The following is a 12281-nucleotide window of genomic DNA, read 5'->3' on the forward strand; positions in this document are numbered from 1 at the left end:
CCAGACCACGGCAACTCTACATCGTTGTAGAAGGCGCGCGCCGGAAACACGACGGGCCCGGCAGCTGCCGGGCCCGTTCGTCGGAGCAGGCGACCTGACGGCCGCCGTGGCTCACTTCTTGTTGCGACGCTGGTGACGCGTCTTGCGCAGCAGCTTGCGGTGCTTCTTCTTGGCCATCCGCTTGCGGCGCTTCTTGATGACGGAGCCCATGGGGTCCTCACTTCGCTTCCGATGGAGGCCCGGCGACGGGCCGTTCTGGTGGTCGATCGACGCGTAGAAGAGATCGAGTGCTACCGAGTCGACCACGCACGAACAAAGTCCGAGGCTCTACCTTACGCGATCACGAGGGCATCCAGCGACGGCGGCCGGTCTCAGGACGTTCTGCGCTCGTGGCCGTGGGCCTGCTCCCGCGCCTCCACCGCCGGCGACGTCGCCAGGTAGTGGTCCAGCGCGTCCTGCGGGACGCGGAACGAGCGGCCGACGCGGACCCCGGGCAGCTCGCCCGAGTGCAGCAGGCGGTACACGGTCATCTTGGAGACGCGCATGACCTCGGCAACCTCGAGCACCGTCAGGAATCGCGTGCGCCCCGGCTGGTCGCGCTGCTCGCTCATGTCGTCGTCCGTTCCGCCCGACGCGCGGCGGGCCCGCGCACCCACCCTGCGGGTGCCGGACCAGCGTAGTGGCGCGTGGGACTGGTGGGATAGAGGTGACCGGTGGGACGTCCCTCGTCCGGCCCAGCGCGTCCGGGACGCCGAACCCGACATCGGTGCCGTTCCTGCCGGCCGTCTCGACACCCGAGTCGGGTTCGGCCGGCGCGCGGCGTACCGAGAGGGTCAGTCGTGGTCCGGGTCCAGGCCGAGGGACGGGAACACCGCGGCACGGGTCGCGCGGATCGACCGGTCCACGTCGTCGCCCGGGTCGTAGCCGCCCGACCACGGGCTGAACCGCGCGTCGCGACCGTCGGTCATCACGTCCGGGCCCAGCCGCCCGTACCGCTCACGCACCAGGTCACGCCACGCGTCGGGCACCGGCGTCGCCGGGTCCACCGGGTGGTGCGTCGCGATGCCGAGCAGGTGCGTCCACGACCGCGGCACCACGTCGACGACGGCGTAGCCGCCCCCGCCGAGCGCCACCCACCGACCGTCGGCGACCTCGTGCGCCAGCTCGTGCAGCAGGTGCGCGGCACGGACCTGACCGTCGATGCTCACCCGCAGGTGCGTCAGGGGGTCCAGCAGGTGCGTGTCGCAGCCGTGCTGCGTGACCAGCACGTCCGGGGCGAACGCGCGCACCACGGCGGGCACGACGGCGTCCAGCGCCCGCAGCCAGCCGGCGTCGCCCGTGCCCGACGGGAGAGCGACGTTGACCGCGGTCCCCTCGGCGCCCGGCCCCCCGGTCTCCCGGGCGTGACCGGTTCCCGGGAACAGCGCCTGACCGGTCTCGTGCACCGAGACCGTGAGCACCCGTGGGTCGTCCCAGAAGACCGCCTGCACCCCGTCGCCGTGGTGGGCGTCGACGTCGACGTAGGCCACCCGCTCGGCGCCCGCGGCCAGGAGCGCGCGGATGGCGACCGCCGCGTCGTTGTAGACGCAGAACCCCGAGGCCGACCCCGGCATCGCGTGGTGCAGCCCGCCGGTCACGTTGACGGCGTGCAGCGCGCGCCCCTCCCACACCGCGAGCGCCGAGTCCACGGACCCCTGCACCACCCGGGCCGACGCCTCGTGCATGTCCGGGAACACCGGGTCGTCGGAGGTGCCCAGGCCGCGCGCCGCGTCCGGGGTGCCGTCCGTGGAGGCGGCGTGCACGGCGGCCACGTACGCGGGCTCGTGGACGGTGTGCAGGAGGGCGTCCGAGGCCATCTGCGCGCCCACGAGCTCGACGTCGTCGCCCGCCAGCAGCCCGAGCTCCTCGGCCAGCCGGATGGTCAGGTCCAGCCGCTCCGACGTCATGGGGTGCCCGTGGCCGAAGTCGTACGCGAGCATCTCGCGCGACCAGACCACGCGCACAGGTGCCGGCGACGTCATGGGCTCACCGTCGCACCCGGGGCGTGCCGCTGTCGATCCGAGAGCCCTGCGCCTGTCGGGTCGAACGACACGCCCGAGGCGTGCCAGAGTTGCCCCGACCGGCGAGCGCCGGCCGGCGGCGGGAGGTGTGATGGCGCGCGGTGGACCGGGCGTGGCGTGGCGAGCACGCGAGCTCGTCGACCGCTCCGCACGGCAGTCCCCCGCCCGCCTGGCCCTCGGGGTGTTCGGGCTGGTCATCGCCCTGGTCACCCTCGGCCTGTCGGCCCCGTGGGCCACCGCGAGCGGGCAGCGCGCGCCGTTCGTCGACGCCCTGTTCACCGCCGCCTCCGCCAGCACCGTCACAGGGCTGGTCGTCGTCCCCACCGGCGAGTACTGGTCCGCCTGGGGCCTGGTCGTCATCCTCATCGCCATCCAGATCGGCGGACTCGGCGTCATGACGCTGGCGTCGCTGCTCGGCATGGCGGTGTCCCGACGGATCGGCCTGACGCAGCGGCTGCTCGTGTCGTCGGAGACGAAGGAGACGCGGCTGGGTGAGGTCGGGTCGCTGATCCGGACCGTCGTCGTCACGTCGGTCGCGCTCGAGCTCATCATCGCGATCGTGCTGTTCCCGCGGTTCCTCATGTACGACGAGAACCTGGGCTCGGCGGCCTGGCACGCGGGCTTCTACGCCATCTCCGCGTTCAACAACGCGGGCTTCGTACCGACGCCCTACGGGCTCGAGCCGTTCGTGTCCGACTGGTGGGTGCTGATGCCCATCATCATCGGCGTCTTCATCGGCTCGCTCGGGTTCCCCGTGATCCTCAACGTGGCCCGGCACCTGCGCGAGCCGCGACGCTGGAGCCTGCACTCCAAGCTCACCGTGACCACCAGCCTCGCGCTCGTCGTGGCGGGGTCGGTCCTCGTGGCGGCGTTCGAGTGGACCAACCCGGGCACGTTCAAGCCGCTCGGGGCCAGCGCCACCGCGCTCGCCTCCCTGTTCGCCGGGGTCATGCCCCGCTCCGGTGGCTTCTCGACCGTCGACGTCGGCGCGATGCACGAGGGCACCTGGCTGCTCATGGACGCCCTGATGTTCGTCGGTGGCGGCTCGGCGTCGACCGCGGGCGGCATCAAGGTGACGACGCTCGCCGTCATGCTGCTCGCGATCATCGCGGAGGGCCGAGGCGACAAGGACGTCGAGGCGTACGGTCGACGGATCCCGCGCGAGGCGCTCCAGGTCGCGATCGCCGTCTCGCTCGTCTCCGCGACGCTCGTGCTCGTCTCGTCGCTGCTGCTCCTGGCCATGACCGGGCTCACCCTGGACCGGGTGCTGTTCGAGGTCATCTCGGCGTTCGCCACCTGCGGCCTGTCCACGGGGATCACCCCCGGGCTGCCCGACGGCGCCAAGTACGTGCTCACCGTGCTCATGTTCATCGGCCGGACCGGCACGATGACGCTTGCGGCCGCGCTCGCGCTGCGCAACCGTCGTCGGGTGATCCGGCTACCGGAAGAGAGGCCGATCATTGGCTGACAGGTTTGGCGACTCCCTCAAAGGGACGCAGAACGCACCGCGCACGCCCAAGAAGGACTCCGGCGTGCTCGTCATCGGGCTCGGCCGGTTCGGGTCCGCCATCGCCGCGACCCTGGACCGCCTCGGGCAGGACGTGCTCGCCGTCGAGCGCAACCCCGAGCTGGTCGCCCAGTGGGCCGGCCGCATCGCGCTCGTCGAGGCCGACGCCGCCAACCCGGAGGCCCTCGAGCAGCTCGGTGCGCGCGAGTTCCCCGTCGCCGTCGTCGGCGTGGGGTCCTACCTCGAGGCGTCCGTGCTGATCACCGGCAACCTGGTGGACATCGGCATCCCGCAGATCTGGTCCAAGGCCATCAGCAACGAGCACGCGCGCATCCTGCAGCGCATCGGGGCGCACCACGTGGTGCTCCCCGAGGCCGACGCCGGCGCGCGCGTCGCCCACCTGGTGTCCGGCAAGCTCCTCGACTACATCGAGGTCGAGGACGGGTTCACCATCGTCAAGATGCGCCCGCCGAAGGAGACGCAGGGCTTCACGCTCGCGCAGTCCAAGGTGCGCGAGCGCTACGGCGTGACGGTGATCGGTGTGAAGAGCCCCGGCATCGACTTCGTCTACGCGACGCCGGAGACGCGCCTGTCGACCAACGACCTGATCATCGTCTCGGGCCACGCGGACCTGCTGGAACGCTTCGCGGCCCGCCCCTGACCCCCCGCCGGTAACGCGGCGCTCCTCCGTCCGAACTCGTCGGTCCCGGCCGAGCTCGTCTGGTGCAACGGACGAGTTCGGCGCGGACGGACGAGTTCGGACGGAGGAGCGCGGACGGACGCGACCGGGTCAGCGGCGGCGGATGACCAGGAGGCGCTGCAGGACCACGAAGATCAGCAGCAGGGCGCCGATGAAGATCTTGGTCCACCACGAGCTCAGGGTGCCCTCGAAGGTGATGATCGTCTGGATCAGTCCCAGCACCAGCACGCCGAGCACCGAGCCCAGGACGAAACCGCTGCCGCCGGTCAGCAGGGTGCCGCCGATGACGACCGCGGCGATCGCGTCGAGCTCCATGCCGACACCCGTCAGCGCGTAGCCGGACCGCGAGAAGATCGCGAACAGCAGGCCACCGAGCCCCGCACAGGTGCCGCTGATCACGTAGACCAGCACCTTGGTCCGGGCGACGGGCAGACCCATGAGCTTCGCCGACTGCTCGCTGCCGCCGATCGCGTAGACGGTCCGGCCGAACCGCGTGTAGTGCAGGGTCACGAACGCGATCGCCACGACGGCCAGCGCGATGACGCCGCTCGGGGTGATGACCAGACCGTCGTCGGTGCCCCAGCGGGTGCGGGCGAGCGCGACGATCGTCGGGTCGGTGATCGGGATGGACTCGGGCGCCACGATGTAGCAGAGGCCCCGCGCGAGGAACATCGCGGCGAGGGTCGCGATGAAGGGTTGTATCTCGAACACGTGCACCATCACCCCGACCACGAGGCCGATGACCGTGCCGACGAGGATGACCAGCGGGATCGCGACCGCGGCGCCGTAGCCGTGCGTGAACATCCACGCCGCGACGCAGCCGGACAACGCGACGACCGCGCCGACGGACAGGTCGATGCCCCCGGTGAGGATCACGAACGTCATGCCGACGGCGATCACCACGAGGAACGAGTTGTTGATGAGCACGTTCGCGATGACGCGGCCGGTGAGGAAGTTCTCGTACCGGGAGCCGCCGATGGCCAGCATGGCGATCAGGACGACCACCGTGCCGAGGACGGGCAGGTAGCGCTCGTCGATGCGGAACTTGCGGACGCGTGAGCCCAGGGAGGGCGGCGCGTCGGCGGGGCGGGTCAGCTGGTCCGTTGCCATCAGGCCGGCACCTCCACGGGAGCAGGGGCGGTGGCACGGCGTCTCGCACGCAGCTTGTGCCGGACGACCGGCGACTGGAGCAGGCAGACCAGGATGACGACGAGCGCCTTGAACAGCGACACCGCGTTGGCGGGGATGCCGAGGATGGTCACCGAGAACGTCAGCGTGGTGATCACGAGGACCCCCACCAGCGTCCCGACGAGCGAGAACTTGCCGCCGGCCAGCGACGTGCCGCCGATGACCACGGCGAGGATGGCGTCGAGCTCGATGAACAGCCCGGCGTTGTTGGCGTCGGCCGCCATGATGTCCGAGCTGCGGATGAACCCGGCGACGCACGCGAAGAACGCGCACAGGATGTAGACGGTCCAGATGATCGTCCGGGCGCGCACCCCCGCCAGCCGCGAGGCGACGGGGTTGATGCCGACCGACTCGATGAGCACCCCGAGCGCCGTGCGACGCGTGATGAGCGCCATGGCGACGAAGAAGAACCCGGCGATCAGCGCCGCGACGGGCAACCCGAGCCAGTAGCCGGTCGCGATCGTCTTGTAGGGGGCGCTGTTGACCGTGGTGATCTGGCCGCCGGTGATGAGCATGGCGATGCCCCGCCCGGCGGTCATGATCACGAGCGTCGCGATGATCGGTTGGATCCCGACCACCGCCACGAGGAACCCGTTGAACACCCCGATCAGCAGGCAGACCAGCACGGCGCTGCCGATCGCGGAGAGCACGACCGCGAGCGACTCGGGGTTGTCGGACGCTGCGATCTGGGACAGCGCGACCGCCCCGGCGATCGCCATCACGGCACCGACGGACAGGTCGATGCCGCGCGTCGCGATGACGAGCGTCATGCCGAGGGCCACCAGCAGCAGCACGCTGGAGCGCCGCACGATGTCGATGGGCCCGCCGTAGAGGTGCCCGTCCCGCACGGTGATGTCCAGGAAGGTGTTCGACTTCAGCACGCAGGCCAGCAGCAGCACGGCCAGCGCGACCACGGGCCAGAACAGCCGGTGCCGGACGACGGCGCCGGCGGAGGTGGTGACCGAGCTCATGACTGCCCTCCGCTCGCGATGAGGTGGACGACGTCGTCGGTGGTGACGTCGTCGGAGTTGACGATCTCGGCGACCTTGCGGCGGTCGCGCAGCACCGCGATGCGGTGGGAGAGGCGCAGGACCTCCTCCAGCTCGGCGGAGATGAACACGACCGCCATGCCCTGCTCGGCCAGGTCGGCGACGAGCTTCTGGATCTCGGCCTTGGCGCCGACGTCGATCCCGCGGGTGGGCTCGTCGAGCAGCAGGAGCTTGGGCGCGGTGGCGAGCCAGCGCGCGAGCAGCACCTTCTGCTGGTTGCCGCCCGACAGGTTGCCGGCGATGGCCTCGGGGTTGGCCGGGCGGATGCCGAGCGCCTCGATGTAGCGGTTCACGACCTCGTCGGACTTCCGGCGCGAGATCCGGCGCAGCCAGCCGCGGTCGGCCTGCAGCCCGAGCACGATGTTCTCGCGCACCGTCAGGTCCCCGACGATGCCCTCGGTCTTGCGGCTCTCCGAGGAGTAGACGATGCCGCGCGCGAGGGCGCTGCGCGGGGTGCGCATCTTCGTCGCGACGCCGTCAACCCGGATCTCGCCGGAGTCCGCGTGGTCCGCGCCGTACAGCAGGCGCGCGAGCTCCGTGCGGCCGGAGCCCAGCAGACCCGCGAGCCCGACGACCTCGCCGGCGTACACGTCGAGGTCGAACGGCTCGATGGTGCCCTTGCGCCCGAGGCCGATGGCCTGCACGTACGGCTGGGTGTCGCCGCGCTCGGCGACGGACCGCTTCGGGGCCTCCTCGAGCTCCTCGAGCACGGCGAGCGCGCGGCCGATCATCTTCTGCACGAGCTCGACCCGGTCCAGCTCGGCCGTCCGGTACTCCCCGACGAGCGTGCCGTTGCGCAGGACCGTCATGCGGTCGCTGATCTCGTACACCTGGTCGAGGAAGTGGGAGACGAACAGGATGGCGACGCCGCGGTCGCGCAGGGCACGCACGACGTCGAACAGGCGGGCGACCTCGTCGGCGTCGAGGCTGGACGTCGGCTCGTCGAGGATGAGCACGCGGGCGTCCACGACCATGGCGCGCGAGATCGCGACGAGCTGCTGCACGGCCAGCGAGTGCGACGACAACGACGACTTCGGGTCGATGTCGAGGTTCATGGTCCGCAGGTGCTCGCTGGCCGCGCTGCGGGTGCGCCGCCAGTCGACCACGCCGGCCCGGCGCACCTCGTGGCCGAGCATGATGTTCTCCGCCACCGACAGGTTGTCGCAGAGGTTGACCTCTTGGTAGACGGTGCTGATCCCGGCGGCCTGGGCCTGCGCGGGACCGGCGAACGTGCGCTCCTCGCCGTCGACGACGATCGACCCGGAGTCGATCGTGTACACGCCGGTGAGGGCCTTGATGAGGGTGGACTTCCCCGCGCCGTTCTCGCCCATGAGGGCGTGCACCTCGCCGGGGAACAGCCGGAAGTCGACGCCGTCCAGCGCCTTGACCCCGGGGAACGTGATGGAGATCCCCGTCATCGAGACGATCGGGGTGGTGGTGTCGGTCATCGTCGACCTTTCGTCCGAGCCGGTCTCACGGTACCGGCAGGGCGGTGCCGCCCGGGGGGATGCGGAGGTCCCCCCGGGCGGCTTGTGACGGGTCAGCGGGTCGGGTCAGTACTGGCGGTCGGCCAGGACTGCCTTGGCGCCTTCCTGGTCGAACGCCTCGTCCTTGGTGACGATGCGCGGGTCGACCGTGCCGCCGTCCTCGAGGGTCTTGATGATGTCGGCGAGGTCCGGGCCCAGCAGCGGGTTGCACTCGACGATGTAGCTGATCTTGCCCTCGGCGAGAGCGGTCATGCCGTCCTTGACGCCGTCGATCGTGACGACCTTGATGTCCTGGCCGGGCACCTTGCCGGCCGCCTCGATCGCCTCGATGGCGCCCAGGCCCATGTCGTCGTTGTGCGCGTACACGACGTCGATGTCGGGGTACGCCTGGAGGAAGCCCTCCATGACCGTCTTGCCCTCGGCGCGCGTGAAGTTGCCGGTCTCCGACGCGATCACCGAGATGTTGTCGTTGCCGGCGATGGCGTCCTCGAACCCGGTCTTGCGGTCGATCGCGGGTGCAGAGCCCGTGGTGCCCTGCAGCTCGACGACGTTGATGGGCTCGGTGCCGAGGTTCTCGGAGACCCAGTCACCGATGCGCTTGCCCTCCTCGACGAAGTCCGAACCGATGAACGTCACGTAGAGCGACGTGTCCTCGCTGTCGACCGCGCGGTCGGTGAGGATGACCGGGATGCCGGCGTCCTTCGCCTCCTCGAGCACGCTGTCCCAGCCGGACTCGACCACCGGCGAGAACGCGATGTAGTCGACGCCCTGCGCGATGTACGACCGGATCGCCTGGATCTGGTTCTCCTGCTTCTGCTGCGCGTCCGAGAAGCTCAGGTCGAACCCGGCCTCCTCCGTGAGCGCGTCCTGGATCGACTTGGTGTTGGCGGCACGCCAGCCGCTCTCGGCGCCGACCTGGCTGAAGCCGACCGAGATCGCTCCCCCGTCGCCGCCGTCGCCGCCTGCGGTCTCCCCGTCACCGGAGTCGCCGCTGCTGCACGCCGCGAGCCCGAGTGCGAGCACCGCGATGCCTGCCGCGATCGACCGAGTCCTGAACATCTTGCTGACCATCTGCTTCTCCTCCTCGAGAAACGCACTGGCACGCGGTCCGACCCACGCCGGTCGGTCCGCGGTCGCGCAGCCCGGGGCACCGGGAGCACGAGCCCCGCTGGACCGAGGTCCAGCGGGTGGTTCGCCTGCATGTTAGCGCTCACATTCTCGTCGGCGGCGGCGTTCGAAGGTTGCATTCCGGTCACGCTTCGGGCGCCTCGGCCGCGGCTCCGGCCGCACGCACGACCCCGGAGCACACCTGCGGCTCAGCAGACCCGCTGGTCACAGGCGTCACACGGGCGGCTGGATCCTTTCACCGGCACCCGTCGGAGCCCGCAGCACCTTCGCCGTCTCACGGGGTGCGGCGGCGGAGCGTCGCGGCGCCGACCACCAGGGCACCGACGATGAAGCCGCCGATGACCGCGACGTCGCCGCGCACGTCGACCCACGAACCGCCCGCCGCCAGGAGCTGCATCGCGTCCAGGGCGTAGGTGAGCGGCAGGACGCGGGAGATCCATTCCAGGACGGTCGGCATCTCGTCGCGGGGCATGAGCAGGCCGCACGTGATCAGCTGCGGGAACAGGACCAGCGGCATGAGCTGCACCGCCTGGAACTCCGTCCGTGCGAGGGCCGACGCACCCAGGCCCAGCGCACACCCGAGCACGGCGTCGAGCACCGCGACGAGGACCACGAGCCCGATCGGCCCGGCGACGTCCATCCCGCACACCCACACGGCGAACCCGACGATCACGAGCGCCTGGACGGTCGCCAGGACGGCGAACGCCAACGCGTAGCCGACGACGACGTCGCCGCGGCCGATCGGCAGCGTCATCAGCCGCTCCAGCGTGCCGGACGTGCGCTCCCGCAGGGTCGCGACGCTGGTGACCAGGAACATCACCATCATCGGGAACAGCCCGACCAGGAGGGGACCGAACTGGTCCAGCACCGGCGTCCCGTCGAACATCCACGCGATCAGGCCGATCAGCACGCACGGCAGCAGGACGACGAGCGCGATGGTGCGCTTGTCGTGCCGCAGCTGCGTGAGGACGCGGTGCGCGGTCGCCGCGGTGAGGCCGGCCGAGATCGTGCGCGACGGGACGTCCCGCACGGCTGTCGCTGTCGTGGCGCTCATGCCACCGCTCCTCTCCCGGTGACGCCGTCGCCCGAGCCCCCGCCGGCGGTCGCTGCGTGCCGTCCCGCGGTGGCGTCGCCGGCGGCGGCCTCGTCGACGAGGGCCAGGAACGCCGCCTCGGCGTCGGTCGTGCCGGTGCGGGCGAGCAGGTCGGCCAGGGTGCCGTCCGCCAGCACCCCTCCCCCGCGCAGCAGCACGAGACGGTCGCAGCGCGCGGCCTCGTCCATGACGTGGCTGGAGACCAGGAGGCTGACCCCGGACCGGCTCAGGCGGTGGAACAGCTCCCACAGGTCGCGGCGCAGCACGGGGTCGAGGCCGACGGTCGGCTCGTCGAGCACCAGCAGGTCGGGGCGCCCCAGCAGCGCGATCGCCAGCGACACCCGCGAGCGCTCCCCGCCGGACAGCGTCCCGATGGACTGGCCCGCGTGCCCGAGCAGGTCGACGTCGACGAGCGCCCGGTGGATCGCCGCCGCGTCGACGCCGAGGATCGCCGCCGCGTACCGCAGGTTCTCCGTGACCGTCAGGTCGGAGTACACGCTGGGCGCCTGGGTGACGTAGCCGATCCGGCGCCGCAGCGCCGCGGCCCCCGCGGGCAGGCCGAGGACGGTGACCGTGCCGCCGTCGACGACCTGTGCCCCGACGATGGCGCGCAGCAGCGTCGTCTTGCCGCTGCCGCTCGGGCCGAGCAGCCCCACCACCTGCCCGACCGGCACGGCCAGGTCCAGCGACGGGAGGACGGGGACGCCGCCCCGGACGACCCGGAGCCCGGCGATCTCGATCGCATTATTCCCCATACGGGGAATTCTGCTCCTCCCGAGGGCCACGACGCAAGCACCCGCCTACTGCGTGGACTCCACGATCACCGCACGCAACCGGTCGACGGCCCCCCGGTCCCCGGCGACCGTGAGGCCGTCCTCGCCACCGCGGCCCCAGAGCCACAGCTCCAGGTCCCACGCCGGCCCTGCGACGGTGGCGGTGACGTCCTGGTCCTCGCCCTCCCAGGGCGCCTCGCCGACGAGCTCCGCGCACTCCTCGTCGTACTCCTTGCCGGTCGTCGGGGACGTGCCGTGGAACCGGCCCAACGCCATCACCCACTCGCGGTCGGCGTCGGTGGCGCGCAACCGGACCCGCTGACCGTCGGGCGTGAACGACGCCCACGGCGGGAGCCCGCTCACCATCACGCCGAGCATCTCGTCGACCCCGTCGGCCGCGAGCGCCGTCCCGGGATCGGTGACCGGCTGCCCCGCGGTCTGCTCGGCGTCGACCCGGTGCACGAGCGCCTCGTGCGCCTGGCGGCGCAGCACCCAGCCGACGGTCCCGCCCGTGGCCGACCAGGACCAGCACGGCTCGTCCGGGTCGTGCGCGGCGAGCGCACCCAGCAACGCCTGCGTGCGCGTGCGCAGGAACGGGACCAGCTCGTCGTCGGGTCGGCGCACCGTGTCCTGCGCGTCGTCGGGGCCGGCCGGGGCGTTCCCGACGATCTGCGACCAGAAGTCCTGCACCTCACCGAGGTGGTACGCCAGGTCGGCGGCGTCCCAGTCCGCGCACGACGGCACCTGCGCCGTCAGCGACGCCTCCGCGAGGGCGTCGGCCGTCCGCGCCGACTCCTGGGCGATCACACCTGCGTAGTCCATGCGCCGCACGCTACCGAGCAGGACCGACGCGGACCTCCCGACGTGCCGGGCACCGACCGCCGCGGCTACGGTGACGGGTGCTCACCGAGACCCTCCGCCGGCACGGCCCGGCCCTCGCGCTCGCCGCCCTGCTCGGCACGTCCGGCGTGCTGCACCTGCGGCGGCCCGGCATCTTCCGGCCGCTCGTCCCGCGCGTCCTCGGCGACCCCGACCCGTGGGTGCTGGGCAGCGGGGTCGCGGAGCTCGCGTGCGCGGCGGCGCTGGTCCTGCCACCGACGCGACCGCTCGGCGGCTGGGCATCGGCCGCCCTCCTCGTGGGGGTGTTCCCGGGGAACGTGACGATGGCCGTCCGGTCCCGCCCGGACGCGCGCGGCTGGGCGGGGAAGCCGGCGGTGGCGTGGGCGCGCCTGCCGCTGCAGGTCCCGCTGGTCGCCTGGGCCGTCGCGGTCGCCCGCCGCGCCGGCTGACGACCGC

General features: G+C 71.8%; 13 protein-coding genes. 3 read left to right on the top strand and 10 right to left on the bottom strand.

Going from position 1 to position 12281, the window contains the following annotated elements:
* Positions 1-111: 111 nt before the first annotated feature.
* From ASF78_RS21870 to ASF78_RS07060, 3 genes are all read right to left on the bottom strand, one after another.
* On the bottom strand, positions 112-210 hold the full coding sequence (locus ASF78_RS21870) for a 30S ribosomal protein bS22 (protein ID WP_003792170.1): 99 nt from the start codon (positions 208-210) through the stop codon (positions 112-114).
* Positions 211-371: 161 nt separating this feature from the next.
* The gene (locus tag ASF78_RS07055) at positions 372-611 is read right to left on the bottom strand and encodes a helix-turn-helix domain-containing protein (protein WP_056586083.1); all 240 of its coding nucleotides are present in this window, start codon (positions 609-611) and stop codon (positions 372-374) included.
* A gap of 222 nt (positions 612-833) precedes the next feature.
* Complete coding sequence (locus tag ASF78_RS07060; RefSeq protein ID WP_056586084.1) at positions 834-2021, bottom strand: acetoin utilization protein AcuC; 1188 nt, start codon at positions 2019-2021, stop codon at positions 834-836.
* 130 nt (positions 2022-2151) lie between these two features.
* Between ASF78_RS07060 and ASF78_RS07065 the strand changes: the two genes are divergently transcribed.
* Both ASF78_RS07065 and ASF78_RS07070 read left to right on the top strand, forming a co-directional pair.
* Positions 2152-3528 carry a TrkH family potassium uptake protein gene (locus tag ASF78_RS07065; RefSeq protein WP_056586085.1) on the top strand — a complete coding sequence of 459 codons (1377 nt, stop codon included), beginning with the start codon at positions 2152-2154 and terminating at the stop codon, positions 3526-3528.
* Positions 3521-4228, top strand: a complete 708-nt coding sequence (locus ASF78_RS07070) for a TrkA family potassium uptake protein (protein WP_056586086.1) — start codon at positions 3521-3523, stop codon at positions 4226-4228. The genes ASF78_RS07065 and ASF78_RS07070 overlap by 8 nt, the downstream gene beginning before the upstream one ends.
* A gap of 129 nt (positions 4229-4357) precedes the next feature.
* On the opposite strand, the gene yjfF is transcribed toward ASF78_RS07070, so the two are convergent.
* From yjfF to ASF78_RS07105, 7 genes are all read right to left on the bottom strand, one after another.
* The gene (gene yjfF / locus ASF78_RS07075; protein ID WP_082494833.1) at positions 4358-5377 is read right to left on the bottom strand and encodes a galactofuranose ABC transporter, permease protein YjfF; all 1020 of its coding nucleotides are present in this window, start codon (positions 5375-5377) and stop codon (positions 4358-4360) included.
* Positions 5377-6426 carry an ABC transporter permease gene (locus ASF78_RS07080; protein WP_056586087.1) on the bottom strand — a complete coding sequence of 350 codons (1050 nt, stop codon included), beginning with the start codon at positions 6424-6426 and terminating at the stop codon, positions 5377-5379. The genes yjfF and ASF78_RS07080 overlap by 1 nt, the downstream gene beginning before the upstream one ends.
* Positions 6423-7952 carry a sugar ABC transporter ATP-binding protein gene (locus ASF78_RS07085; protein WP_056586088.1) on the bottom strand — a complete coding sequence of 510 codons (1530 nt, stop codon included), beginning with the start codon at positions 7950-7952 and terminating at the stop codon, positions 6423-6425. Before ASF78_RS07085 ends, ASF78_RS07080 begins: the two co-directional genes overlap by 4 nt.
* Positions 7953-8057: 105 nt before the next feature.
* Complete coding sequence (locus ASF78_RS07090; RefSeq protein WP_056588310.1) at positions 8058-9050, bottom strand: ABC transporter substrate-binding protein; 993 nt, start codon at positions 9048-9050, stop codon at positions 8058-8060.
* Positions 9051-9393: 343 nt separating this feature from the next.
* A complete protein-coding gene (locus ASF78_RS07095; protein ID WP_082494835.1) occupies positions 9394-10173 on the bottom strand; it encodes an ABC transporter permease in 780 nt (259 codons plus the stop codon).
* Complete coding sequence (locus ASF78_RS07100; RefSeq protein ID WP_056586089.1) at positions 10170-10967, bottom strand: ABC transporter ATP-binding protein; 798 nt, start codon at positions 10965-10967, stop codon at positions 10170-10172. Before ASF78_RS07100 ends, ASF78_RS07095 begins: the two co-directional genes overlap by 4 nt.
* A 45-nt stretch (positions 10968-11012) precedes the next feature.
* A complete protein-coding gene (locus ASF78_RS07105) occupies positions 11013-11807 on the bottom strand; it encodes a maleylpyruvate isomerase family mycothiol-dependent enzyme (RefSeq protein WP_056586092.1) in 795 nt (264 codons plus the stop codon).
* A 77-nt stretch (positions 11808-11884) separates the two neighbouring features.
* Between ASF78_RS07105 and ASF78_RS07110 the strand changes: the two genes are divergently transcribed.
* A complete protein-coding gene (locus tag ASF78_RS07110; RefSeq protein WP_056586095.1) occupies positions 11885-12274 on the top strand; it encodes a DoxX family protein in 390 nt (129 codons plus the stop codon).
* Positions 12275-12281 lie beyond the last annotated feature (7 nt).

Source organism: Cellulomonas sp. Leaf334, from assembly GCF_001424195.1.
Taxonomy (GTDB): domain Bacteria; phylum Actinomycetota; class Actinomycetes; order Actinomycetales; family Cellulomonadaceae; genus Cellulomonas.